General features: G+C 72.7%; 23 protein-coding genes. 12 read left to right on the forward strand and 11 right to left on the reverse strand.

All coding sequences use genetic code 11. The features are described 5' to 3' along the window. Positions 1-17 precede the first annotated feature (17 nt). Positions 18-1,505: a trehalose-6-phosphate synthase gene (locus AB0D93_RS07815; RefSeq protein WP_362114658.1), complete on the forward strand. Its 1,488-nt coding sequence runs from the start codon at positions 18-20 to the stop codon at positions 1,503-1,505. On the opposite strand, the gene otsB is transcribed toward AB0D93_RS07815, so the two are convergent. The 3 genes from otsB to AB0D93_RS07830 all read right to left on the reverse strand — a co-directional run bounded on the left by otsB (position 1,493) and on the right by AB0D93_RS07830 (position 3,992). Then, a complete protein-coding gene (otsB, locus tag AB0D93_RS07820) occupies positions 1,493-2,326 on the reverse strand; it encodes a trehalose-phosphatase (RefSeq protein WP_362114661.1) in 834 nt (277 codons plus the stop codon). The genes AB0D93_RS07815 and otsB overlap by 13 nt on opposite strands. Positions 2,327-2,469: 143 nt before the next feature. After that, positions 2,470-2,694, reverse strand: coding sequence for a DUF3263 domain-containing protein (locus AB0D93_RS07825; RefSeq protein WP_362114665.1), 225 nt, complete (start codon positions 2,692-2,694; stop codon positions 2,470-2,472). Between the two features lie 35 nt (positions 2,695-2,729). After that, positions 2,730-3,992 (reverse strand): extracellular solute-binding protein, encoded by a 1,263-nt coding sequence (locus AB0D93_RS07830; RefSeq protein ID WP_362114668.1) that lies wholly within the window; start codon positions 3,990-3,992, stop codon positions 2,730-2,732. Positions 3,993-4,134: 142 nt separating this feature from the next. On the opposite strand from AB0D93_RS07830, the gene AB0D93_RS07835 reads away from it, so the two are divergent. From AB0D93_RS07835 to AB0D93_RS07845, 3 genes are all read left to right on the forward strand, one after another. Then, the gene (locus tag AB0D93_RS07835; RefSeq protein ID WP_362115113.1) at positions 4,135-5,091 is read left to right on the forward strand and encodes an ROK family protein; all 957 of its coding nucleotides are present in this window, start codon (positions 4,135-4,137) and stop codon (positions 5,089-5,091) included. Further along, positions 5,091-6,236 (forward strand): N-acetylglucosamine-6-phosphate deacetylase, encoded by a 1,146-nt coding sequence (gene nagA / locus AB0D93_RS07840; RefSeq protein WP_362114671.1) that lies wholly within the window; start codon positions 5,091-5,093, stop codon positions 6,234-6,236. The genes AB0D93_RS07835 and nagA overlap by 1 nt, the downstream gene beginning before the upstream one ends. Positions 6,237-6,371: 135 nt before the next feature. Continuing rightward, positions 6,372-7,301: a 1-phosphofructokinase family hexose kinase gene (locus AB0D93_RS07845; protein WP_362114674.1), complete on the forward strand. Its 930-nt coding sequence runs from the start codon at positions 6,372-6,374 to the stop codon at positions 7,299-7,301. Here AB0D93_RS07845 and AB0D93_RS07850 read toward each other — a convergent pair. Both AB0D93_RS07850 and cdgB read right to left on the reverse strand, forming a co-directional pair. Then, on the reverse strand, positions 7,298-8,239 hold the full coding sequence (locus tag AB0D93_RS07850; protein WP_362114676.1) for a carbohydrate-binding protein: 942 nt from the start codon (positions 8,237-8,239) through the stop codon (positions 7,298-7,300). The genes AB0D93_RS07845 and AB0D93_RS07850 overlap by 4 nt on opposite strands. Before the next feature lie 116 nt (positions 8,240-8,355). Beyond that, the gene (gene cdgB / locus AB0D93_RS07855; protein ID WP_362114679.1) at positions 8,356-10,011 is read right to left on the reverse strand and encodes a diguanylate cyclase CdgB; all 1,656 of its coding nucleotides are present in this window, start codon (positions 10,009-10,011) and stop codon (positions 8,356-8,358) included. A gap of 313 nt (positions 10,012-10,324) precedes the next feature. Between cdgB and AB0D93_RS07860 the strand changes: the two genes are divergently transcribed. Both AB0D93_RS07860 and AB0D93_RS07865 read left to right on the forward strand, forming a co-directional pair. Further along, positions 10,325-10,897: a flavin reductase family protein gene (locus tag AB0D93_RS07860; RefSeq protein WP_362114682.1), complete on the forward strand. Its 573-nt coding sequence runs from the start codon at positions 10,325-10,327 to the stop codon at positions 10,895-10,897. A 49-nt stretch (positions 10,898-10,946) separates the two neighbouring features. Then, a complete protein-coding gene (locus AB0D93_RS07865) occupies positions 10,947-11,405 on the forward strand; it encodes a GNAT family N-acetyltransferase (protein ID WP_362114685.1) in 459 nt (152 codons plus the stop codon). A 41-nt stretch (positions 11,406-11,446) separates the two neighbouring features. Here the strand turns inward: AB0D93_RS07865 and AB0D93_RS07870 are convergent, their stop codons facing one another. Both AB0D93_RS07870 and arfB read right to left on the reverse strand, forming a co-directional pair. After that, on the reverse strand, positions 11,447-12,301 hold the full coding sequence (locus AB0D93_RS07870; RefSeq protein WP_362114688.1) for a sigma-70 family RNA polymerase sigma factor: 855 nt from the start codon (positions 12,299-12,301) through the stop codon (positions 11,447-11,449). A gap of 72 nt (positions 12,302-12,373) precedes the next feature. After that, positions 12,374-12,811 carry an alternative ribosome rescue aminoacyl-tRNA hydrolase ArfB gene (gene arfB / locus AB0D93_RS07875; RefSeq protein WP_362114691.1) on the reverse strand — a complete coding sequence of 146 codons (438 nt, stop codon included), beginning with the start codon at positions 12,809-12,811 and terminating at the stop codon, positions 12,374-12,376. Positions 12,812-12,978: 167 nt separating this feature from the next. On the opposite strand from arfB, the gene AB0D93_RS07880 reads away from it, so the two are divergent. Continuing rightward, positions 12,979-13,554 carry a TerD family protein gene (locus tag AB0D93_RS07880; protein WP_362114694.1) on the forward strand — a complete coding sequence of 192 codons (576 nt, stop codon included), beginning with the start codon at positions 12,979-12,981 and terminating at the stop codon, positions 13,552-13,554. A 142-nt stretch (positions 13,555-13,696) separates the two neighbouring features. Then, positions 13,697-14,653, forward strand: a complete 957-nt coding sequence (locus AB0D93_RS07885; RefSeq protein WP_362114697.1) for a GNAT family N-acetyltransferase — start codon at positions 13,697-13,699, stop codon at positions 14,651-14,653. 51 nt (positions 14,654-14,704) lie between these two features. On the opposite strand, the gene AB0D93_RS07890 is transcribed toward AB0D93_RS07885, so the two are convergent. After that, entirely contained in the window at positions 14,705-16,093 is a 1,389-nt protein-coding gene (locus AB0D93_RS07890) for a M1 family metallopeptidase (protein WP_362114700.1), read from the reverse strand. Between the two features lie 77 nt (positions 16,094-16,170). Here AB0D93_RS07890 and AB0D93_RS07895 point away from each other — a divergent pair, with 77 nt between their 5' ends. Beyond that, the gene (locus AB0D93_RS07895; RefSeq protein ID WP_362114703.1) at positions 16,171-16,671 is read left to right on the forward strand and encodes a hypothetical protein; all 501 of its coding nucleotides are present in this window, start codon (positions 16,171-16,173) and stop codon (positions 16,669-16,671) included. Between the two features lie 2 nt (positions 16,672-16,673). Here AB0D93_RS07895 and AB0D93_RS07900 read toward each other — a convergent pair whose 3' ends face one another. Continuing rightward, a complete protein-coding gene (locus AB0D93_RS07900; RefSeq protein ID WP_362114706.1) occupies positions 16,674-17,363 on the reverse strand; it encodes a pentapeptide repeat-containing protein in 690 nt (229 codons plus the stop codon). 142 nt (positions 17,364-17,505) lie between these two features. On the opposite strand from AB0D93_RS07900, the gene AB0D93_RS07905 reads away from it, so the two are divergent. The 3 genes from AB0D93_RS07905 (at position 17,506) to AB0D93_RS07915 (ending at position 21,309) form a co-directional block, all read left to right on the forward strand. Further along, entirely contained in the window at positions 17,506-18,678 is a 1,173-nt protein-coding gene (locus AB0D93_RS07905; protein ID WP_362114709.1) for an FAD-dependent oxidoreductase, read from the forward strand. A gap of 46 nt (positions 18,679-18,724) precedes the next feature. Beyond that, positions 18,725-19,705 (forward strand): zinc-binding dehydrogenase, encoded by a 981-nt coding sequence (locus AB0D93_RS07910; protein WP_362114712.1) that lies wholly within the window; start codon positions 18,725-18,727, stop codon positions 19,703-19,705. An 89-nt stretch (positions 19,706-19,794) separates the two neighbouring features. After that, on the forward strand, positions 19,795-21,309 hold the full coding sequence (locus AB0D93_RS07915; protein WP_362114715.1) for an MFS transporter: 1,515 nt from the start codon (positions 19,795-19,797) through the stop codon (positions 21,307-21,309). On the opposite strand, the gene AB0D93_RS07920 is transcribed toward AB0D93_RS07915, so the two are convergent. Both AB0D93_RS07920 and AB0D93_RS07925 read right to left on the reverse strand, forming a co-directional pair. Next, entirely contained in the window at positions 21,298-21,777 is a 480-nt protein-coding gene (locus AB0D93_RS07920) for a GNAT family N-acetyltransferase (protein WP_362114718.1), read from the reverse strand. The two genes, AB0D93_RS07915 and AB0D93_RS07920, sit on opposite strands and share 12 nt — an antisense overlap. Positions 21,778-21,819: 42 nt before the next feature. After that, entirely contained in the window at positions 21,820-23,226 is a 1,407-nt protein-coding gene (locus AB0D93_RS07925) for an FAD-dependent oxidoreductase (protein ID WP_362114721.1), read from the reverse strand. Between the last annotated feature and the right edge of the window lie 3 nt (positions 23,227-23,229).

A 23,229-nucleotide genomic window follows, 5' to 3' on the forward strand; every position in this document is an offset into this window, starting at 1 on the left:
GGGCTAGGTTGAGGACCATGGCTTCCTCCTCCACGAGCGGTGCTGAGGTGCTGGTCGCGTCGAATCGCGGCCCGGTGTCGTACCAGGTGAACGAGAGCGGCTCGCTGCACGCCAGGCGGGGTGGCGGCGGGCTGGTGTCGGGGCTGTCGGCCATCGGGCCGGACGCGGACTCGGTGTGGGTGTGCGCGGCGCTCGGCGACGGCGACCGGGAGGCCGTACGGCGTGCGGGCGGCGGACTGCTGCCGGCCGGGGACACCGGCGGGCAGCGGGTGCGGATGCTCGACATCGACGCGGACGTGCACGCGGACGCCTACAACGGCATCGCCAACTCGGTGCTCTGGTTCGTCCACCACATGCTGTACCAGACCCCGCTGGAGCCGGTCTTCGACGCGGAGTTCCGGCGGCAGTGGGCGTCGTACGAGGCCTACAACCGGGCGTTCGCCGAGGCGCTCTCCGAGGAGGCGGAGCGCGGGGCGGCGGTCCTCGTCCAGGACTACCACCTGTGCCTGGTGCCGGGGATGCTCCGCGAACTCCGCCCCGACCTGCGCATCGGCCACTTCTCGCACACCCCGTGGGCGCCCCGGGAGTACTTCGAACTGCTTCCCGGGGACATCCGCGAGCAGCTGATGGCGGGCATGCTCGGCGCGGACCGGGTGGCGTTCCTGACCTGGCGGTGGGCGACGGCCTTCCAGAAGTGCGCGGAGGGCCTGGACCCCGAGCGTTACCGCGTCACCTGGCCGTCGGGCGGCCCGAGGACGATCGAGCAGCCGCGCGAGGGCCGGGAGACCCGGATCGGTGTGCACTCCCTCGGTGCCGACGGCGACTTCCTGCGGGCCCGCTCGCACGAGCCGGACGTCGAGGACCGGATGGCGGCCCTGCGGGAGGAGATCGGCGCGGGGCGCAAGGCCGTCGTCCGCGTGGACCGCACGGAGTTGTCCAAGAACATCGTGCGCGGGCTGCTGGCGTACCGGCAGCTGCTGGAGGAACGCCCCGAGTGGCGGGAGCGGGTGGTGCACGTCGCGTTCGCGTATCCGTCACGGCAGGACCTCGCCGTGTACCGGGACTACACGGACACCGTGCAGCGGGTGGCCGAGGAGATCAACTCGGCCTACGGCACGCCCGGTTGGACCCCGGTCGTGCTGCACGTCAAGGACGACTTCGCCCGCTCCCTGGCCGCGTACCGGCTCGCCGACGTGGCCCTGGTCAACCCCATCCGGGACGGCATGAACCTGGTCGCGAAGGAGATCCCCGTCGTCTCCGACCAGGGGTGTGCGCTGGTGCTGTCGCGGGAGGCGGGGGCGTACGAGGAGCTGCGCGCCGACGCGTTCGTGGTGAACCCCTACGACGTGCTGGAGACCGCGCGGGCCCTGCACGAGGCGCTGTCCCTGCGGCCGGAGGAGCGGGCGGACCGCACCAAGAGGCTGGCGGCGGCGGCCACCGCGCTCGCTCCGGCCCAGTGGTTCCTGGAGCAGCTGCAGGCGCTCAGGGAGCTTCAGTCGAGCTGAGCCGCCAGTGCCCGCAACAGCTGTACGACGCCTCCGGGGCCGTCGACCACCACGTCGGCCCGTTCCGCCAGCTCCGTGACCTCCGTGCTGCCGCTGCAGACCAGGAGGCCGGGTACGCCGTCGGCGCGGAGTTCGTCGACGGCGGCGAAGGCGGGGAGGTCGCCGAGGTCGTCGCCGGCGTAGAGCACCGCCTCGGCGCCGGTCGCGCGGACGTGGTCGGCGAGGGCCACGCCCTTGTCCATGCCCGGCGGGCGCAGTTCCAGGACCATACGGCCCGGTTCCACGATCAGGCCGTGCCGGGTGGCGAGGTCGGCGAGGGGGCCGCGCAGGGCCTCGAACGCGGCCTGCGGGTCGTCGGCGCGGCGGGTGTGCACCGCGACCGCCCGGCCCTTCTCCTCGATCCACGTGCCGTGCCAGGCGCCCGCGCGGTCCAGGACGCCCGGCAGCTCGGCGCGGGCCGCCGCCACGCCGGGGTGCGGGGGCGGGGCGGTGACGGCTCCGGTGACCGCGTCCCAGCGCTCGGCGCCGTAGTGGCCGAGGACGGTCAGGTGCTCCAGGCCGAGGACGCCGGCGAATCCGCCGTAGCGGACCGCGACGCCGGCGGGGCGGCCGGTGATCACGGCGACGGAGGCCACCTTGGGGGCGAGGGCGGCGAGGGCCGGTACGGCCTCGGGGTGGGCGCGGGCCTGCTCGGGGTCGGCGACGATGGGGGCCAGCGTGCCGTCGAAGTCGAGGCCGACGATCGCTGCGCTCGGCTTCGCGAGGAGGGCGGCGAGTCCGTCACGGCCGGGCTGGGTCTGCGGGGTCGGCAGAGGGTCCATGCACCGACACTATCCAGGCTCGGCCGGATCCACTCCCGCGGCTCCGCCCAGGACCCCGCGAGAGGACTCCGCTCGACCATCCGACCATCCGCGCAAGCCCGGCCGGCGCCCGGCTTGCGGGCACCGGCGGGCGGGCGGCCGGCTCAGCGGTCCCTTCGTCTGGATTCCCGCACCCGGCGCAGGCGGTTCACCGTCACCGGGTCCGCCGCCAGTGCCCTCTCGTCGTCCAGCAACGCGTTCAGCAGCTGGTAGTAGCGCACCGGGGACAGGCCCAGCTCCTCGCGTATCGCGCGCTCCTTCGCGCCGGGGCCGGGGAAGCCGCGGCGCTCCAGGGCGAGGATGGCCTGTTCGCGGGGGGCGAGTTCCATGGGGGTCACCGTAGCGCCGGGTACTGACAGGCTGCTCAGTTGCTGTTGCTGCTGTCGGCCGCGGTCGCCGTCGCCTGGAGGCGGGTCAGCACGCCGGCGGGGTCGCCGCCGGGGGCGACGGCCTGGCCTATGTCCTGCTTCACGGCCGCGCTGACCGAGGCCCACGAGGTCTTGCCGACGGGATACAGCTCCGAGGTGGGCAACTGCTCGAGGAACGGGTGCAGGGCGGCGTCGGGGGCGGAGTCCGAGTCGCCCATGGTGGTGGAGGCGGAGCCGGTGACCGGCAGCAGACCGTACTCGCGGGAGAAGGCGAGGACGTTCTTCTCGCTGTAGACGAAGTTGAGGAAGTCGCCGATCTGGTCGCGGTGGCCGTTCTGCTTGAAGGCCATCATCCAGTCGGCCACGCCCATGGCGGCCCTGGCCTTGCCGGTGCGGCCCGGCATCGGCACCATGCCGAACTTCACGCCCTTCTTCTGGGCCTGCTGGATCAGCGTGGGGTGCCCGTTGAGCATGCCGACCTGGCCGTCGGCGAAGGCGGCGAAGGCGGTCGCGCGGTTGAGCTTTCCGGGGGCGACCGGGCCGGTCAGGCCCTTGTCGACCAGGTCGTCCTTCAGCCACGTGAAGGTCTCGACGTTCTGCGCGGAGTCGATGGTGTAGGTGCCGATGTCGTCGGTGTAGCCGCTGCCGCCGTCGCTGCCGGAGGCGCCGCTGAGCAGCCACTGCATGGTCTCGGCCTGGGCCTCCTCGGGGCCGAGCGGCAGCGCGTAGGGGTACTTCACGCCCCTGTCCTTGAGCGCCCTCGCGTCGGCGGCCAGCTCGTCCCAGGTGGTGGGCGGGGTGATGCCCGCCTTGGCGAACAGGGTCTTGTTGTAGAAGAGCACGCGCGTGGAGACGGCGAAGGGGATGCCGTACTGCGTGTGGTTCCACTGGCCGGCGTCGGAGAGCTGGGAGAGGAAGTCGGCCTGGGTGCGTATGGAGAGCAGGTCCGAGGCCGGGTAGAGCTTGCCGGCGGCCGCGTAGTCGGCGTAGGCGCCGATCTGGGCCAGGTCCGGGGCGTGCCCGGCGTCGACCATCTCCTTGACCTTGGCGTCGACGTCGTTCCAGGAGTAGACGCTGACGTCGATCTTCACACCGGGGTGCTGGGACTCGTAGTCCTTGGCCAGGCTGTCCCAGTACTTCTGGGAGCTGTTGGCGGGGGAGTCGCCGTAGTCGGCGGCGACGAGTCTGAGCGTGACGTCGGAGGAGCCCGTACTCCCGCAGCCGCCGAGAACCGCCGTCATGCCCAGTGCGGACACCACCGCGATCGTTCCTGCCGTACGCCGACGCACCGTCAAAGCCCCAACCCTGCTGTCTGACCGTTCAATATATGGACGCATAAGGTCTACACCACGCGAGTGGACTAGACCTCTCGCGGGTGTGAGGGTCACACTAGGGGCCGTGGTGAGACATGTCATCGCCCTCGACGTGGGCGGTACCGGGATGAAGGCCGCCCTCGTCGGCGACGACGGCGAGCTGCTCCACCGTGCCCGCCGCGCCACCGGGCGTGAGCGCGGACCGGACGCGGTGGTCGAGACGATCCTCGGCTTCGCCGCCGAGCTGCAGGCGTACGGCGCCGAGCACCACGGCACACCGGCCGTCGCCGCCGGCATCGCGGTCCCCGGCATCGTCGACGAGCAGCGGGGCGTCGCCGCCTACGCGGCCAACCTCGGCTGGCGGGACGTACCGCTGCGCGCGCTGCTCACCGAGCGGCTCGGCATCCCCGTCGCGCTCGGCCACGACGTGCGGACCGGCGGCCTCGCCGAGGGCCGGATCGGCGCGGGCAAGGGCGCCGACCGGTTCCTGTTCGTGCCGCTCGGCACCGGGATCGCCGGGGCCATCGGCATCGACGGCAGGGTGGAGGCGGGCGCGCACGGCTTCGCGGGCGAGATCGGCCATGTGGTCGTACGGCCCGGAGGAACCCCGTGCCCCTGCGGGCAGCACGGCTGCCTGGAGCGGTACGCCTCCGCGTCCGCCGTCAGCGAGGCCTGGGCGGCGGCCTGCGGGGACCCGGACGCGGACGCCGCCGACTGCGCCAAGGCCGTCGCGTCCGGTGACCCGAACGCCGTCCGGGTCTGGCGGGAGGCGGTCGACGCACTCGCCGACGGCCTGGTCACCGCGCTCACCCTGCTGGACCCGCGCACCCTGATCATCGGTGGCGGTCTCGCCGAGGCGGGGGAAGTGTTGTTCCAGCCACTGCGGGAGGCCGTCCGGCGGCGGGTCACCTTCCAGAAACTGCCGGCCATCGTGCCCGCCGCGCTCGGTGACACCGCCGGCTGCCTGGGCGCGGGCCTCCTCGCCCGCGACCTGTTCGACTCCACCGACCCCGACCCCACCGACCCCTCGGAGGTAACCGCCTGATGGCTCCCAGCTTGGTTCTCGCAGGTGCTCGGGTGGTGCTGCCCGGCGGGGTGGTGGACGACGGACGCGTGGTCGTCGAGGGTACGAGGATCTCGGCCGCCGCTCCCGGGAACGCCGACGTGATCGACGTGACCGGCCACTGGCTGATCCCCGGCTTCGTGGACATCCACAACCACGGCGGCGGCGGCGCCTCCTTCTCCGGCACCGCGGACGAGATCATGACGGCCGTCCGCACCCACCGCGCGCACGGCACCACCACCCTCGTCGCCTCCACCGTCACCGACGAGATGGACCTGCTCGCGCGGCAGGCCGGGCTGCTGAGCGAGCTCGCCGAGCAGGGGGAGATCGCCGGCATCCACTTCGAGGGACCGTTCATCTCGCCGTGCCGCAAGGGCGCGCACTCCGAGGAGCTGCTGCGCGACCCGGAGCCGGCCGAGGTCCGCAAGCTGATCGACGCGGCACGCGGCAGGGCGAAGATGGTCACGCTCGCGGCCGAGCTGCCGGGTGGCATCGACTCCGTGCGGCTGCTGGCCGAGCACGGCGTGATCGCGGCGATCGGGCACACGGACGCCACGTACGAGCAGACGGTCGAGGCCATCGACGCGGGCGCCACGGTCGCCACCCACCTGTTCAACGCGATGCCCGCGCTGGGCCACCGCGCGCCCGGCCCGATCGCGGCCCTGCTGGAGGACGAGCGGGTCACGGTCGAGCTGATCAACGACGGCGTGCACCTCCACCCCGCCGCCCTGGAGCTGGCCTTCCACCGCGCGGGCGCCTCCCGCGTCGCCTTCATCACGGACGCGATGGACGCGGCCGGCATCGGTGACGGGCGTTACATGCTCGGCCCGCTGGAGGTCGAGGTCAGCGAGGGCGTGGCCCGGCTGGTGGAGGGCGGCTCGATCGCGGGCTCGACGCTCACCCTGGACCGCGCGTTCAAGCGGGCGGTGACGGTCGACAAGCTGTCGGTGCGGGACGCGGTGACGGCCCTGTCGGCGAACCCCGCCCGCCTCCTCGGCCTCTCCGACCGCATCGGCTCCCTCGAACCCGGCAAGGACGCCGACCTGCTCCTCCTGGACGCGGACTTCGACCTCAAGGGCGTGATGCGGCAGGGCGAGTGGGTGGTCGTACCGCCCCAACTGGCCTGATCTGCCCGTCTTTTCCCTCGACGGCGGCCGACTCGTGACTGGGCCGGCCGCCGTCTCTTTGGCATGATCGTGCCCCCGGAAACCGATGACAGGCACGACGGCGTGCCGCAGGGACTTCGAGGGAGGTCGGACCGGGTGATCCTCACGGTCACGCTCAACACCGCTCTCGACCTCACCTATCGCGTGCGGTCGCTGCGACCGCACGCCTCACACCGGGTGTCGGACGTCGTCGAGCGCCCCGGCGGCAAGGGCGTGAACGTGGCCCGGGTGCTGGCGGCGCTCGGGCACGAGGTGACGGTCACGGGCTTCGCGGGCGGCGGGACCGGCCGTGAGGTGCGCGAACGGCTGTCGGACACGCCCGGCCTGACGGACGCGCTGGTCCCGGTGGCCGGCGCGACCCGGCGTACGGTCGCGGTCGTGGACGAACAGTCGGGAGACACGACCCAGTTGAACGAGCCGGGCCCGCAGATAGCGCCCGGCGAGTGGGGCGCCTTCCTCGACCGCTACGACGAACTCCTGCCGTCCGCCTCGGCGGTGGCCCTGTGCGGCAGCCTGCCGCCGGGAGTACCGGTGGGGGCGTACGCGAACCTGGTCCGCGCGGCCCGTACCGCGGGCGTCCCGGTCCTCCTCGACACGAGCGGCGAACCGCTCCGCCGAGGGGTGGCCGCCCGCCCCGACCTCATCAAGCCGAACGCCGACGAACTGGCCGAACTGACCGGCTCCCACGAGCCGTTGCGCGCCACCCAGGACGCCCGTCGCCGCGGCGCCCACGCGGTGGTCGCGTCCCTGGGCGCCGAGGGTCTGCTCGCCGTCACCCCCGAGGGCCGCTGGCACGCCACCCCGCCCACCCGCATCCACGGCAACCCGACGGGCGCGGGCGACTCGGCGGTCGCGGGCCTGCTGTCGGGCCTCGTCGAGCAACTCCCCTGGCCCGACCGGCTGGCCCGCGCGGTCGCGTTGTCGGCGGCGACGGTACGGGCCCCGGCCGCCGGCGAGTTCGACCCCGCGGTGTACGAGGAGCTGCGGGGGCGGGTGACGGTGACCGGGGTGGTCAGCGCGGCTTAGCTGTGCAGCGTGTGCTGGCCCTGCTTGAGCCAGAGCTGGTCGATCAGCGCGTTGCACTTGTCGCCGGCCTGGCAGGAGATGGAGATGGTGTTGGTGCCCTGCTTCAAGGTCGGCCAGATGTAGGTCGTGGTCCAGCCCTTGGTGAGGTCGGCGGGCGTGTGCGTGTAGTTCCTCAGGGGCAGCTTGGTGCCGAACGGCTTGCCGTTGACGGTGACGGTCATCCCCTGGTCATCGCCGACCACGCTGAAGTGTGCGAAGAGGGTGTAGGTGCCGCCCGAGGGGACGTTGTCGACGGTCCAGGTCATCGAGGCACCGACCTGGTTGAGACTACCCACGTACGAGCCGTCGGAGCTCTGTGCGCCCTGGACGTCCGAAGTCTTCGTCGCGCCGCCTGCCAGCTGGACGCCGCTCCCCGTCGCGTCGGTCTTCAGCTCACCACTCGCCGCCGAGCTGCTCCCCGAAGGGCTGGGCCCCTGGCTCTGGGACTGGCTCGGGGTGCCGCCCGCCTGGTTGTTGTTCTTCTTGTCGTCCGGGCCGTTGAGCATGGCGATGCCGATGCCGATCACGACCGCGGCGACCACCGCGATCGCGCCGATCAGCAGGCCCTTGGTGTTCGGGCCGCGGCGGCCGGGGGCGGGCGGCGCGGAACGGGGGCCGTTCGGCGGGGCGCCGCCGGGCAGGGTCTCGGGGGCCTGGTAGTGGGCGTTCGGCTGGCCGTACGGCACCTGCTGCTGCGGCACCGTCGGCTGGCCGTACTGCGGCTGCTGCGGGCCGCCGCCGTACTGACGCTCGCCGACCGTACGCACCCTGCTGACCGAGTTCGGGTAGCCGTAACCGCCGGACGGCGGCTGGGCCCCTCTGGCCTGGCCGTCGGCGTACAGATAGCCGAACGGGTCGTCGTCCTCGGGCGTGCTCGGGCCGTTTTCGCCGGGCGTCATCCCTTGGTCTCCTCAGCGGGTGCGGGTGGATGCGGTACAGGTCTGAATGGCGAGCCTACCCGCTCTGACTGAGCCAAACAGGTGACTCACACCGCACCACTCCACTGACCTGGGATTCACCCGGCGCGTCGGTGCTGTTTGGGACGAGATCGTTTCTCTACGTACATCCGCTCGTCAGCGGACTTCAACACTTCGTCCGCCGTCATCCCACAGTGTGCCCATCCGATGCCGAAGCTCGCGCCCACCCGGACGGCCCGTCCCTCGGCGCGGATCGGCTGGATGATCTCGTTGCGCAGCCGTACGGCGAGGTCCTGGGCGTCGGCCCGGCCGAGGCCGTCGGCGAGGATCACGAACTCGTCGCCGCCGAGGCGGGCGACCGTGTCGCCGTCGCGGACCCCGCGGGACAGGCGCCGGGCCACCTCGATCAGGACCGCGTCTCCCGCGTTGTGACCGAAGCGGTCGTTGATCGACTTGAAGCCGTCGAGGTCGCAGAAGAGCACCGCGAGGCCCTTGGTGCCGTCGTCGCGGCCGTCCTCGGGGGCGGCCGTGTGGACGTGGTGGTCGAAGCTGTCGTACCCCTCCGCACCCGGCCGGAAGTCGAAGCCGTGGCTCGCCGGGGCGTCGAAGGCGGGGTGGCCGTAGGCCGCGTCCAGGGACTCCAGGTCGCCGGCCTGGGCCGGGCGCCGGCACAGCCGGGCGGCGAGGCGCGAGCGCAGTTCCGCGGAGTTCGGCAGGCCGGTGAGGGAGTCGTGGGAGGCGCGGTGGGCGAGCTGCAGCTCCCGGCGCTTGCGTTCCTCTATGTCCTCCACGTGGGTGAGGAGGAACCGGGGGCCGTCGGCGGCGTCCGCGACGACACTGTTGCGCAGGCTCACCCAGACGTACGTGCCGTCCCGGCGGCCGAGCCGGAGTTCCGCCCGGCCACCCTCCGCCGAGGTCCGCAGCAGCGTGCCGATGTCCTCGGGGTGGACGAGGTCGGAGAAGGAGTAGCGGCGCATCGCGGAGGCGGGGCGGCCCAGCAGGCGGCACAGGGCGTCGTTGGTGCGCAGGATGCGGCCGTGCTGGTCGCCGCCCATCTCGGCGATGGCCATGCCGGAGGGGGCGTACTCGAAGGCCTGCCTGAAGCTTTCCTCGCTGGCCCGCAGGGCCTGCTGCTCGCGCTCCAGGCGGACCAGGGCGCGCTGCATGTTGGCCCGCAGCCGCGCGTTGCTGATCGCGATGGCGGCCTGGAAGGCGTACATCTGCAGGGCCTCGCGGCCCCAGGCGCCGGGCCGGCGGCCGTTGCGCGGCCGGTCGACGGAGATGACGCCGAGCAGCTCGCCGCAGGCGCCGCCCTGCACGCCCGGCGTGTACATCGGGGCGAAGAGGCGGTCCGAGGGATGCCACTCGTCCTCGAAGCGGGGCGCGGGCCCGTCGGTGAACCACTGGGGCACGTCGTCGTCGTCGAGCACCCAGCCCTCGGTGTGCGGTATGAAGACCAGGTCGCCCCAGCGCTCGCCCATGTTCAGCCGCCGCTCCCAGGACTCGCGGGAGCCGACCCGGCCGGTGATGAGGGCCTCGGCGGCGGAGTTCCCGGAGAACGCGGCCACGACGAGGTCGCCGTCGGGGCGTACCAGGTTCACGCACGCCATCTCGTACCCGAGGGCGTTCACGGCGCCGTCGGCGACCGTCTGCAGCGTGTCCGCCAGGCTTCGTGCCGTGTTCATGTCGGCCATGACCTGATGCAGCTGCCGCAAGGACGCAAGACGGACATACGGTTCCGACTCGGTCTCCATGCTCGCCCTCCCCCCGAGACCTCGCAGCGAATCAAGGGTTCCCCGCCACTGAATCACAGCGCGCTGCCCACTCGGTACACAGGGTCAACAATTCCTGCCCCTTGTGACTCAAGTCACAGAAGAACGTGAACAATTGAGTGGAGTTTCTGCGTTTCGCCTGTGCGTTTACTGAACACAATCTTCGCGCTTGCGTTCACCTCATGCACACGGATGCAGCACCGGGACCGCATCCGTTCTCGTCCGCTGGTCCTAGGACCCGGCTCGGGCGGAGGCCCGATGCGGCTCGCGCGGAGCGGCGATTAGCGTTTCCGGCGTGCTGAAGACTCCCTCACCCACCGCCACCGCCGCTTCCGGGCATGCTGAGGGGGTGAGCAACGACGAGTTCCGGGCCGCGATGTCCCGACTGGCCGCCGGGGTGGTCCTGGTGACCGCGCAGGAGCCGCCGCTGGACCCCGACGACCCGGACGCGCCAGACGTGGAGGACGTCGGCATGACCGCCACCGCCTTCATGTCGGTCTCCCTCGACCCGCCGCTGGTCCTCGTCAGCCTGCGCGAGGGCTCACGCATGGACGACCTGCTCGACGAACAGCCGCTGTGGGCGGTGTCGGTGCTCACCGAGAGCCAGCGGCACATCGCGGGCCGCTTCGCCATGAAGGGCCGCATCAGCGACCGCCTGCTCTTCGACGACATCCCCTACGTCCGCGGCGAGGCCACCGGCGCCCCGCTGGTGGGCGGCGCGCTGGCCACGCTGGAGTGCCGCACCGAGCAGCGGGTGACGGCCGGCGACCACACACTCGTCATCGGCCGTGTCCTGACCGCGCACGTCCCGAGCGCGGAGGGCGGGCCGCTGCTGTACTTCCGCGGCCGCTACCGGCAGTTGGGCTGAGCCGGATATCGCGTGGCCGGGGGCCGAACCGCGTGCCTACGGTGCGCTCATGACCCCTCGCCTGGAAGAAGTCACTCCCGCCAACCTCGACGCCGCGATCGGCATCCGGCTCCGTCCCGACCAGGAACACGCGGTCGAGCCGGTGGTGAAGTCCCTGGCCGAGGCGTACGTCCACCCGGCCGGCGTCGCCTGGCCCCGGCTGATCGTCGACGGCGGCCGCCCGGTCGGCTTCCTGATGGCCTTCCTCGACATCGACTGGTACGGCGACGGCAGCGTGCGCCGCTCGGGCCTGTGGCGCCTCAACATCGCGGCGGACGCCCAGGGTCGGGGCTACGGCCGCTTCGCCGTCGACGCCGTCGCCGGTCTCGTCCGCCGCAGGGACGGCAAGGACATGTACGTCACCTGGCATCCCGGCCCGGACGGGCCCGAGGACTTCTATCTCCGCCTCGGCTTCCGGAAGAACGGGGAGACGGACGGCGGCCAGACGGTGGGCGTCCTGCAGCTGTGACCGTCCGGGTCACCCCGCCCGGGTCCGGCCGCCGGCGCCGATCACGCGGGCTCGATGACCAGTTCCGACAGCCGGGCCGGGTCCGTCACGATGTCGACGGATGTGATGCGGTCGGCGGCGAAGGCGAACGTCAGGGCACGCTCGATCCGGCCCTCTGCGTACACGACCAGTCCCGTCGCCCCGTCGACCAGCACGGGGTGCGCCACACGGGCCAGATGCGCGAAGCTCTTCGCACCGGAGGCGACCCCCAGCGCCCCGGCGGTCACACCCGCCTCGCTGCGCGCCACCACGTCCGGGTCGAGCACGGCCAGCAGCCCTTCGAAATCACCGTCCCGCGCGGCCGCGAGGAAGGCGTCGACCACCTCCCGCTGCCGTACCAGGTCGGCCTCCGGCGCATCTGCTCCGCGCACCCGGCGCCGCGCGCGGCTGGCCAGCTGCCGCGCCGAGGCCGGGGTGCGCCCGAGGACGCCGCCGATCTCGTCGAACGGCACCCCGAACAAGTCGTGCAGCACGAACGCCAGCCGCTCGGCCGGCGAGAGCGTGTCGAGGACGACCAGCAGAGCCACCCCGACCGAGTCGGCGAGCACGGCGTCCTGGGCCGGGTCCGGCTCCGCCGAGGGTGCCGGACTCCAGGTCTCCAGGGGCTCCTCGCCGCGGGAGCGGCGGGACCGGAGCATGTCGAGGCAGACCCGGCCGACGACGGTCGTCAGCCATCCCCCGAGGTTGCTCACCTCCCGGGTGTCGGACCGGCTCAGCCGGAACCACGCCTCCTGCACCGCGTCCTCGGCCTCCGCGGCCGAGCCGAGCATCCGGTAGGCGACGGCCCGCAGATGTCCCCGGTACGCCTCGAACCGCTCGGCGAGAAGGTCGTCGTGGTGCCGCTCGTTGTCGCTCATCGGGGTGCCGGCCTCTCCGTATCGGTGGTCCTCCGTCTCACTGACGAAGAACCGGCCGTGGATGTGACGTCCCTACGACCAGTCCCGGCCGGATCGGCCCCGCTTGGTGTCCGAGCGCTGCTTCTTCTCCCGCAGCCGGCGTTCGTTGATGCCGCGCGGGATCCGGGTCGGCCTGCGCGGCCTGGGCGGGGGCGCGCTGGCCTCGGCGAGGAGCGAGGCGAGGCGTACGGCGGCGGCCTCGCGGTTGCGCCACTGGGAGCGGTGCTCGGAGGCCCGCACCGACACCACGCCGTCCACGAGCCGGCCGGCGAGCCGCTGCAGCGCCCGCTCCTTCCACACCGGGGGCAGCGCCTCGGTGCGGGCGAGGTCGAAGCGCAGCTCCACCTGCGAGTCACTGGTGTTGACGTGCTGCCCGCCGGGCCCGGACGACCTGGAGAAACGCCACATCAGCTCGGCCTCGGGAAGGGAGACGGAGCCGCGGATGACGTAAGGACCGGACATGTGCTCCATGTTCCCGGTCCCGCCCGGCTCACGTCACCTGGATTTCCGGTTCGGTAAAAAAGGTAAAGGCATCCGGAACCACCGGGACCCCCCTCGACGTTCTTCCCGGTGACGGTAGCTTCATCGGCACAGATACACAGATATCCAACGGATATCCAAGGGAAGGGACTCCCAACATGGCTGTAAGCCTGTCCAAGGGCGGCAACGTCTCGCTCACCAAGGAGGCTCCGGGCCTGACCGCCGTCACCGTGGGCCTCGGCTGGGACGTCCGCACCACCACCGGCACGGACTTCGACCTGGACGCCTCGGCCATCGCGGTCAACGGTCAGGGCAAGGTCTACTCCGACGCGCACTTCGTCTTCTTCAACAACAAGCAGACCCCTGACAACTCCATCGTCCACACGGGCGACAACCGCACGGGTGAGGGCGCGGGCGACGACGAGGCGATCAACGTCAACCTGGCCGCCCTCCCGGCCGACGTCGACAAGATCGTCTTCCCGGTCTCCATCTACGACGCCGAGAACCGCGGCCAGAACTTCGGCCAGGTCCGCAACGCCTACATCCGCATCGTCAACCAGGCCGGCGGCGCCGAGATCGCCCGCTACGACCTCTCCGAGGACGCCGCCACCGAGACGGCCATGGTCTTCGGCGAGCTGTACCGCAACGGTGCGGAGTGGAAGTTCCGCGCGGTCGGCCAGGGTTACGCCTCGGGCCTGGTCGGCATCGCCCAGGACTTCGGCGTGAACGTCTGACGGACTCCGTGCGGGGCACAGGGCCCCGGCCGTGGTGAGCGCCGGCCTCCGGCTGCGGGCTCCCACGGCCGGCGCCCGGGGTCGGTCCGCGGCGGCGGAAAACGGGAGGTGTGCCCCGGCTCCCCGGGGATAGCTTGCCCCCGTGATTCTCGAGCCCCTCTCCCCCGGCCAGGACGTCCCGGCTCCCCTGCTGGCCGAACTCACCGCGCTGTACGCGTCCAACCGCGCCTTCCACCGGCTCAGCGGCGACTTTCCCGACCCGGACGACGTCCGTCCCGAGCAGGTCGCGGCCACGCTGGCCGAGGACCTGGCCGTGCCGGGCACCGAGGTGCTGCTCGCCCGCGCGCAGGACGGACGCCTCGTCGGACTCGCGGGCACACGCGCCCACCACCCCGACCCGGCCGACCCGGACCCGTGGATCGGGCTGCTGATGGTGCACGCGGAAGAACACGGCAAGGGCCACGGCCGCGCCCTCGCCGGCCTCGTCGAGGACCGCTTGCGCGCGCGGGGCCGCCGCAGTGCCGTACGGCTGGCCGTCCTCGCCAACAACCCCAAGGCCCTGGCCTTCTGGACCGCCCTCGGCTACGAGGTGATCGGCCACCGCCCCGACCGGGGCCTCGGCCGCCCCTGCGCCGTGCTGCGCAAGGAACTGGGCGACGGGGCGCGCAGGCCGAGGCGGGCGGCCCGGATCGCCGTCGTGGACCCCTCGGGCGCGGTGCTCCTGTTGCGGTACGACAACGTCGAGGTCGGTGTCCACTGGGCCCTGCCCGGCGGTGGTCTGGAGGAGGGGGAGTCCCCGCGCGAGGGCGCGCTGCGGGAGCTGGCCGAGGAGACCGGCTGGACGGACCTGGAGCCGGGCCCGGTGCTGTGCACCTGGGAACACGACTTCACCCACACGGGCGTCCCGGTCCGCCAGCACGAGCACGTCTACGTCACCCGCGGCCCCCGCCGCGCCCCGTCCGGACCCGAGGTCGCCGCCACCCACACCGCCGACGGCATCCTCACCTGGCGATGGTGGACCAGGTCCGAGCTGGCCGAGGAAGCCGAGCCGGTGTGGCCACCGGGACTCGCGGGGCTGCTGGACGCGTGGGAGGGCTGAACGGGCGGCGACGAAGGGCGGCCGTGGAGCGGAGCCCGGGCACCGCACCCGTCAGGGGTGGGCCGGCTTGGCGTCGCCGTACAGCCAGTCCTTCCAGATCCCGGTGAAGTCCTTGTCCGGGGCCTTCCTCTCCACGTACGCGGTGAAGTCGGCGGTGCTCGCGCTGCCGTGGCGGTGGGTGGCGGCCCAGCCCTGGATGATGTCGTAGAAGGTGTCGTCGCCGACCTTCTGCCGGATCTTCTGCAGGACCATCGCGCCGCGCTGGTAGACGGGGCTGTCCGAGATGTGGGCGGCGCTCGACGGTTTCGCGGGCGGGTAGGCCCAGATGGCCTCGTTGTCGCCCTTGTAGAGGTCCATGAAGGTCTGCTGGGCGCTGTCGCCGCCGTGGTCCTCTTGCCACAGCCACTCGGCGTAGGTGGCGAAGCCCTCGTTGAGCCACATGTCCTGCCAGGACTTCGGAGTGACCGAGTCGCCGTACCACTGGTGGGCGAGTTCGTGCACGAGGGTGCCGGTCTCGAACTGGTCGGCGGGGAAGACCGGCCGGTTCTGGGTCTCCAGGGCGTAGCCGGCGTCACCCGGGCGGTCGACGACGGCGCCGGTGGAGGAGAAGGGGTACGGACCGAAGTTGAGCTCCTCCCACTTGATGATCCCGGGAAGCTGCGCGAGCACCTTCGCCCTCGCCTTGGCCTGGGTGGGGTCGACAGCGGTGAGGATCGGCAGCCCGTGCGGGCCGGTGGTGCGGGTGATGTCGAAGTGGCCGATGGCGACCGTGGCGAGGTAGCTCGCCATGGGCTCGGCGGTGTGCCAGTGGTAGGTCGTGCGGCCGCCCTTGGTGGACCGGTCGGCCAACTCGCCGTTGGAGACGGCCTGCAGTCCCTGGGGGACGGTGACGGTGAGGTCGTAGGAGGCCTTGTCGGAGGGGTGGTCGTTGCCGGGGAACCAGGCCATGGAGCCGACCGGTTCACCGAGGCCCAGGGCGCCGTCGGCGGTGGGCAGCCAGCCCTCCTTCGAGCCGTCGGGGTCGGTGAGGGTGCGCGGAGTGCCCGAGTAGCGGACGGTGGTGCGGAAGGTCTCGCCCTCGCTCAGGTCGTCGTGCGGGCGGACGGTGAGTTCCTGGCCGGCCCGGGCGAAGAGGGCGGGTCTACCCTCGACGGTGACCGAGTCGACGTGCAGCCCGGCGAGGTCGAGGTCGAAGGCGGACAGGTCCTGGGTGGCGCGGGCGGTGATCACGGCCGTGCCCGTGAGGTGGCGGGTGGCGGGGGTGTAGTCGAGGGTGAGGTCGTAGTGCCCGACGTCGTAGCCGCCGTTGCCGGCCTTCGGGAAGTACGGGTCGCGTACGCCGGAGCCGCCCGGGGTGCCGCGGACCCCGCCGTCGCACGCGGTGAGGGCGAGGACAAGCAGGACCGCGACCGCCGGGGCACGGCGTACGGATCTGGACATGTCAGTGATCCTAAGTGCCCGGGGTCCGCGTGCTCCGCGATGCCGGAGCTGCCGCCGAGGCGTGACACCATCTCTGCGTGCTCGACATCGGCTACGCCCTCTCCAACCGGTTCCCGGACCCCCCGCAGACCGACTACCGCCGCGCGGACGTCCACGCGCTGCGGCACGACCTGTTCTGCGGTGACGTGTATCTCGCGGACACGAAGTCGGACCGGGAGCTGTCCACGGCCTGGGGATGGGTGCCGGTGCTGGACTTCGCGTGGGCGCTGTGCGACATCGTGGAACGGCTGGACCGGGACCCGATGGGCTCCCGCGCCGCCCGGCCGCAGCGGGCGGAGCTGGACTTCACCGAGTCCACCGACCGGATGCTCTTCGAGCGCCGTTTCGGCTGGGTGGACGTGACCGCCGACTGGGTGCCGGCCGAGGAGTCCCCGCTCTCCTTCTCCCACACCGAACTGCGCCGCGAGGCCCGCGACTTCCTGCACGACCTGGTCGCGGACCTGACCGACCTCCACGAGGACCTGGCGGAGAACCCGGCGATCTGGACGCTCCAGGCCCGCTTCCCGCGCGTGCCGTAGGCCTACTCCACCCGGATCCCCATCTCGGCCGCCAACGCCGGTGCCAGATCGAGCAGTTGTCCCGTGCTGATCACCGCCCCGGACAGCCGGTCGAGGCCCCGGACGATCTCCAGCGGGGCGGCCCCGCGCAGGTCCACGTCCTTCAGTGCCGCGCTGCCGAAGTCGGCCTCTCTCAGCGCGCAGTCGACGAACTCCACCCGCTCCAGGCTCGCGCCCGCGAAGTCCGGCTCGACCAGGACGCAGGACTCGAAGACGACGTCCTTGAGGCGGGCCTCGCGGAGGTTCAGGTAGTCGATCTTGCCGCCCCGGACGACGACCCGCTCCAGGACGGCGCCGTGCAACTGCGTGCCGCCCAGGCGGGCGTCGACCAGCTCGACGTCCCGGAACGTGGACTCGGCGAGGTGCGTGCCCACCCCGCGCAGGCCGGTCAGGACCGAGTCCAGCACTCTGGCCCGCCCGAGCGCTGTACCGTCCACCGCGCAGCCCGTCAGCGCGCAGTCCATGAAGCGGGCGCCCACGCCGTCCTGGCCGGTCAGGTCGGCGTCCCGGAAGTCCAGCCCGTCGTAGTCCCCGTCCGGCGTCAACTCGCCGTCGGACCACGGCTCCAAAGGGGGCAGCCGCAGCTCCGGCCGTCGCGCGCCCTGCACTCCTGTCCGGCCCGCCGCACGGCCGCCCGTCGCTCTCCTCGCCATGCCCCCCATGCTGCACCCCGCCACTGACAATCAGCCTGACCTGGGCACACAGCGGCAATGTCACATTCCCGCCCCGCTCCGTCGTCGTAGTCACGGACCAGGTGAACCGATCCGAGGGAGGGCCCGCCCCATGCTCCACCCCATGCACCGCCCCCAGCGCCGCATCACCGTCGTCGGCGGCGGCTTCGCCGGACTCACCGCGGCCATCACCGCCGCCGAGGCAGGCGCCCGGGTCACCGTGTACGAGGCCCATCACACGCTGGGCGGCCGGGCCCGCACCGCCGATGGGCCGTACCGCACCAACGAGGGCCCGCACGCCCTCTACGACGGCGGCCCGCACTGGACCTGGCTCAGGCAGCGGCACCTGATCGGCCCGCTCGCCCCGGTCCCGGCGCTGGACGCGGCCCGGCTGCGGCTGCGCCACCAGGGAGCGCTGCGCCGCACCCCGCCCTTCGGGATGCTGAAGCTGCTGCGCCCGCGTGTCCGGCAGGCCCCGGTCGACACCGACTTCCTGAGCTGGGCGACCACCGTCGCCGGCGAGGAGGGCGCCCGCGCCGCGGCGAACTACGCGGCCGTCGCCCTCTTCCACCACGACCCGGGCGCCCTGTCCGCCGCGTTCGTGCAGGAGCGCCTGCGCCGGGCCACCAGGCTGCCACCGGAGGCGCACTACCCGGTCGGCGGCTGGGCCCGCCTGATCGACCGGATGGCCGCGCGGGCCTGGAACCTGGGCGTACGGGTGGAGACGCTGTCCCGCGTCGACGCGCTGCCCACCGGCGCCCCCGTCGTCGTCGCCACCTCCCTGCCCGCCGCCCGGCGGCTGCTCGGCGACGACTCGCTGACCTGGCCGAGCGGCCGTACCGCCCTGCTCGACCTCGCCGTACGGACCCGGCGCGGCGACCCCTTCGTCCTGTCGGACCTCGACGCGCCCGGCTGGTTCGAACGGTGCACCGCGCCGGACCCGTCCCTCGCCCCGGCCGGGGAGCAGCTGATCCAGGGTCAGTTCCCCATCGGTCCGGGCGAGTCCCGTGCCGAGGGCCTCGCCCGCGCCGAGGAACTGCTCGACCTGGGGTTCCGGGGCTGGCGGGAGCGGGTGACCTGGCGGCGGGAGGCCGTGGCGGACGGCCGTACCGGGGCCGTGGACCTGCCGGGGAGCAGCTGGCGGGACCGGCCCGCGGTGGACCGGGGCGAAGGGGTGTACCTCGCCGGGGACCAGGTGGCGGCGCCGGGTGTGCTGTCGGAGGTGTCCTTCAACAGCGCGGTCACCGCAGTGTCCTTGATCCTCGGCCGGCCCGCCCTTGACCTCAAGCATGCTTGAGGTCGCAGGGTGGGCCCGCACGAGACAGTCGCTCCTGGGGGTCGCCATGCACGCCGTCCGTCTGTACGCCTTCGGTCCCGCCGAGAACCTGACCTACGAACCGGCCGAGGACCCGGCGCCCGGCCCCGGGCAGGTGCGGATCGCGGTCGCGGCCGCGGGGGTGCACCTGCTCGACGCCGCCCTGCGCGCCGGGCACCGGGGCCCGCTGCCCGAGCGGCCCGCCCTGCCGACGGTGCCCGGCCGGGAGGTCGCCGGGGTCGTGGACGCGCTCGGTGACGGCGTCGCCGGGCCGTGGCTCGGCAGGCGGGTCGTGGCCCACCTCGGCTTCGCGCCCGGGGGCTACGCCGAGCTCGCCGTCACCGATGTCGACCGGGTCCACGAGATCCCCGGGAACCTGGACTTCGCCGAGGCCGTCGCCATGATCGGCACGGGCCGTACGGCGCTGGGGATCGTGCGGTTCGCCGAGCCGGGACCGGACGACGTGGTCGTCGTACCGGCCGCCGCCGGAGGCATCGGCACACTGCTCGTGCAGTACGCCCGGAACGCCGGCGCCACCGTGATCGGTCTCGCGGGCGGCGCCGCGAAGACCGCACGGGTCCGCGCCAACGGCGCCGATCTCGCCGTCGACTACACCGACACCGCCTGGCCGGCCAGGGTCCGCGCCCACTTCGGCAGTCCCGGGCGGGGCCCCGCCACGATCGTCTACGACGGGGTCGGCGGCGAGGTGGCCCGGCAGTCCGTCGCCCTGCTCGGACCCGGCGGGCGGCATCTGGTCTTCGGCTGGTCGGCGGAGGGGATCGGCGAGGGCGGGGGCCACCTCGTCGAGGGCGTCTCCGAGCCGGTGCTCGGCCCGGCGATGCTCCACAAGGCGGGCGGCCTGCGCGCGCTCGAACTGCGCGCGCTCGCCGAGGCCGCCCAGGGCCGGCTGCGTCCGGCCGTCACCCGTTTCCCGCTCGCGCGGGCGGCCGCCGCCCACCGCGCGCTGGAGAACCGAGGCACGATCGGAAAGGTGGTGCTGGAGCCATGAGGCGCCCGCCGAAAACCATGAGGACAGCCCGGAACAACAGGAACGCTCCCATAGATGCAATACGCCCGGATTCGTGGTCTTCTGGCCAGATGGGTATCGGCCGAACGGGTGAACCCGGAGCCCTCGCAGAGGCCCCGGAGGGGACGGATCCGCACCGCTGGTGGGGGCTGGTCGTCATCGCCCTCGCCCAGCTGATGGTCGTCCTGGACGCGACGATCGTGAACATCGCGCTCCCCTCCGCGCAGCACGCCCTGCACATGTCCGACGGCAACCGGCAGTGGGTCATCACCGCCTACACCCTCGCCTTCGGCGGACTGCTCCTGCTCGGCGGCCGGATCGCCGACCTCGCCGGACGCAAGCGCACCTTCGTCGTCGGGCTCGTCGGCTTCGCCGTCGCCTCCGCGATCGGCGGCGCCGCCACCGGCTCCACCATGCTCTTCGGCGCCCGCGCGCTCCAGGGCGCCTTCGCCGCCCTGCTCGCGCCGTCCGCGCTGTCCCTGCTGACCACGACCTTCACCGACCCGCGCGAACGCGGCAAGGCCTTCGGCATCTACGGCGCCCTCGCCGGCAGCGGCTCGGCGATCGGGTTCATCGTCGGCGGCCTGCTCACCGAGTACCTGAACTGGCGCTGGTGCCTGTACGTCAACGTGCCCATCGCCGTCCTCGCGGTCGTCGGCGCCTCCACCCTCCTGCACGACCGCCCCGGCCACCGCGAGGCCCGCCTCGACGTGCCCGGTGTCCTGCTCGGCTGCGGCGGCCTGGTGGCGATCGTCTACGGCTTCAGCGAGGCCGAGCCGCGCGGCTGGTCCGATCCACTGGTCCTCGCCCTGTTCGCGGGCGGCGTGCTGCTGCTCGGCCTGTTCGTCCGGTGGCAGACCAAGGCGCCCAGCCCGCTCCTGCCGCTGCACATCATCAAGGACCGCAACCGGGCGGGCTGCTTCCTCACCATGATGCTCGCCGTGATCGGCATGTTCGGCCTGTTCCTGTTCATGACCTACTACCTGCAGGTCATCCTCGGTTACTCGCCGCTCAAGGCGGGGCTGGCCTTCCTGCCGCTGACCGCCGCGATCATCACCGGCTCCACGCAGATCTCCGCACGCCTGCTGCCCCACGTGCCGCCGCGCCTGCTGATGGTGCCGGGCACGGTCCTGGCGGCGGGCGGCCTGCTCCTGCTGACCCGGATGACGGTCCACTCCTCCTACACCGGCGAGATCCTGCCCGCCCTGCTGCTGATGGGCGTCGGCATGGGCCTGACCTTCATGCCGGTGTTCGCCACCGCGACCTCCGGTGTCGCCCCGCGCGACTCCGGCGTCACCTCCGCCACGGTCAACACCGCGCAGCAGGTGGGCGGTTCGATCGGCACGGCACTGCTCAACACCGTCGCCACCACGAGCAGCGCCACCTACATCACCGCCCGTCTGCGCACCGGTGCCCCGAAGGCCCTCGTGGTCCCGGCCGGCGTGGTCCACGGCTACACCGTCGCCATCTGGTGGGCGGCCGGCGTGATGCTCCTGGCGGGCCTGGTGGCCGGCCTGATGGTCACCGCCAAGGCGCCCGGACGCGGGGCACCGGCGCAGGCACCGCTGGTGGAGTCAGTGAGCTGAACCCAGCGCCGCGAGCGCCCCGTCCGTGAGCCGGTACACCGTCCACTCGTCCTGCGGACGGGCGCCCAGCGCCTCGTAGAAGCCGATCGCCGGCCGGTTCCAGTCCAGCACCGACCACTCCAGGCGCTCGTACCCGCGCTCCACGCAGATCCGCGCCAGCTCGGTCAGCAGCGCCCGCCCGTGCCCGCCGCCGCGGGCGACGGGCCGGACGTACAGGTCCTCCAGGTAGATCCCGTGCACCCCGCGCCAGGTCGAGAAGTTCAGGAACCACAGCGCGAACCCCACGGCCTCGCCGGTCGCGTCGTCCACGGCCAGGTGCGCGAACGCGGCCGGCCGCAGGCCGAACAGCGCCTCCCGCAGCTGCTCCTCGGTCGCCCGCGCCTCCTCCGGTGCCTTCTCGTACTCGGCCAGCTCACGGATCAGGGCGTGGATGACGGGGATGTCGTCGGGGGTCGCGGTACGAATCATGCAGGGAGGCTAACCGAGCCCCTCGCACCCCCGGCACACCCCTCAGTGCCGTCCCGCCACCCGGTCCGCGATCCTCGCCAGGCGGGAGGAAGCCGTGCCGGGGCGGAGGCGTTCACGCCGGTCGGCGGTGCGGTAGGTGGCGTACATGCCGTGGACGCCGAGCCAGCGGAAGGGTTCCGGCTCCCACTTGCGGACCTTGTGGCCGACCCACGGCAGGTCGGTGAGCTCGGTGCGGCCGCCCTGGCCGGAGTCCTGCTGGACCAGGTCGCGCAGGGTGCGGGCGGCCAGGTTGGTGGTGGCGACACCCGAGCCGACGTAGCCGCCGGCCCAGCCGAGGCCCGTCGAGCGGTCCAGGGTGACGGTGGCGCACCAGTCGCGCGGCACGCCGAGGACGCCCGACCAGGCGTGGGCCACCCGGACCCCGGCCAGGGACGGGAAGAAGCGGGTCAGGATCTCCCGCAGCGCCTCCACGGTCGCCGCCTGGGTGCGGCCGTCGTTGTCGGTGCGCGAGCCGAAGCGGTACGGCACCCCGCGGCCGCCGAGCGCGATCCGGCCGTCGGCGGTGCGCTGGGCGTACATGTAGGCGTGCGCCATGTCGCCGAGGGTCTCGCGGCCCGCCCAGCCGATCGACTCCCACTGCTCCTCGGTCAGCGGCTCGGTCGCGATCATCGAGGAGTTCATCGGCAGCCAGGTGCGCTTCTGGCCCCTGAGGGAGGCCGTGAAGCCCTCGGTGCAGCGCAGGACGTAGGGCGCGCGGACCGTGCCGTACGGGGTGACCGCGTGCTTGGGGCGGATCTCGGTCACCGGGGTCGACTCGTGGATGGTGACGCCGAGGGCCTCCACCACGGCCGCCAGGCCCTTGACCAGCTTCACCGGGTGCAGCCGGGCACCGTGCGGGGTCCAGGTGGAGCCGACCGCGTCCGCGATCCGGATCCGCTCGGCGGTCTCCCGGGCGCCGTACAGCTCCCGGTCCTTCTCGCCGTACGCCAGCTCGTGCTCGTGGAAGGCCTTGAGGCGGGCCAACTGGGCGGGTGTGGTGGCCACTTCGAGGACACCGCCGCGGTGCACGTCCGCCTCGATGCCCTCGGCCCCGGCGACCGCGATCACCTCGGCGACGGTGTCGTTCATCGCCTTCTGCAGCCGTACGGCGGCCTCGTGGCCGTGCAGCCTCGCGTACCGGTCGCGGCCCGCGACGCCGTTGTACAGCCAGCCGCCGTTGCGGCCGGAGGCGCCGTACCCGCAGAACTTCTGCTCCAGGACGGTGATCCGCAGGAAGGGGGCGGCCTTCTTCAGGTAGTACGCCGTCCACAGGCCCGTGTAGCCGCCGCCGATGATCACGACGTCGGCGGACGCGTCCCCGGACAGCGGCTCCCGCACCGCCGGAAGGCCGTCGTCCGTGTACCAGAAGGAGATCCCGCCGTTGACGACGCTGCTTGCCGAGCTGCTCATGGC

It is taken from the genome of Streptomyces sp. NPDC048191, assembly GCF_040652655.1.
Taxonomy (GTDB): Bacteria; Actinomycetota; Actinomycetes; order Streptomycetales; family Streptomycetaceae; genus Streptomyces.

Coding starts and splice junctions, on each gene's coding strand:
- AB0D93_RS07815 (WP_362114658.1), top strand. CDS start 18: ATGGCTTCCTCCTCCACGAGCGGTGCTGAGGTGCTGGTCGCGTCGAAT.
- otsB (WP_362114661.1), bottom strand. CDS start 2,326: ATGGACCCTCTGCCGACCCCGCAGACCCAGCCCGGCCGTGACGGACTC.
- AB0D93_RS07825 (WP_362114665.1), bottom strand. CDS start 2,694: ATGGAACTCGCCCCCCGCGAACAGGCCATCCTCGCCCTGGAGCGCCGC.
- nagA (WP_362114671.1), top strand. CDS start 5,091: ATGGCTCCCAGCTTGGTTCTCGCAGGTGCTCGGGTGGTGCTGCCCGGC.
- AB0D93_RS07850 (WP_362114676.1), bottom strand. CDS start 8,239: ATGACGCCCGGCGAAAACGGCCCGAGCACGCCCGAGGACGACGACCCG.
- cdgB (WP_362114679.1), bottom strand. CDS start 10,011: ATGGAGACCGAGTCGGAACCGTATGTCCGTCTTGCGTCCTTGCGGCAG.
- AB0D93_RS07865 (WP_362114685.1), top strand. CDS start 10,947: ATGACCCCTCGCCTGGAAGAAGTCACTCCCGCCAACCTCGACGCCGCG.
- AB0D93_RS07870 (WP_362114688.1), bottom strand. CDS start 12,301: ATGAGCGACAACGAGCGGCACCACGACGACCTTCTCGCCGAGCGGTTC.
- arfB (WP_362114691.1), bottom strand. CDS start 12,811: ATGGAGCACATGTCCGGTCCTTACGTCATCCGCGGCTCCGTCTCCCTT.
- AB0D93_RS07880 (WP_362114694.1), top strand. CDS start 12,979: ATGGCTGTAAGCCTGTCCAAGGGCGGCAACGTCTCGCTCACCAAGGAG.
- AB0D93_RS07890 (WP_362114700.1), bottom strand. CDS start 16,093: ATGTCCAGATCCGTACGCCGTGCCCCGGCGGTCGCGGTCCTGCTTGTC.
- AB0D93_RS07900 (WP_362114706.1), bottom strand. CDS start 17,363: ATGGCGAGGAGAGCGACGGGCGGCCGTGCGGCGGGCCGGACAGGAGTG.
- AB0D93_RS07905 (WP_362114709.1), top strand. CDS start 17,506: ATGCACCGCCCCCAGCGCCGCATCACCGTCGTCGGCGGCGGCTTCGCC.
- AB0D93_RS07910 (WP_362114712.1), top strand. CDS start 18,725: ATGCACGCCGTCCGTCTGTACGCCTTCGGTCCCGCCGAGAACCTGACC.
- AB0D93_RS07915 (WP_362114715.1), top strand. CDS start 19,795: ATGGGTATCGGCCGAACGGGTGAACCCGGAGCCCTCGCAGAGGCCCCG.
- AB0D93_RS07920 (WP_362114718.1), bottom strand. CDS start 21,777: ATGATTCGTACCGCGACCCCCGACGACATCCCCGTCATCCACGCCCTG.
- AB0D93_RS07925 (WP_362114721.1), bottom strand. CDS start 23,226: ATGAGCAGCTCGGCAAGCAGCGTCGTCAACGGCGGGATCTCCTTCTGG.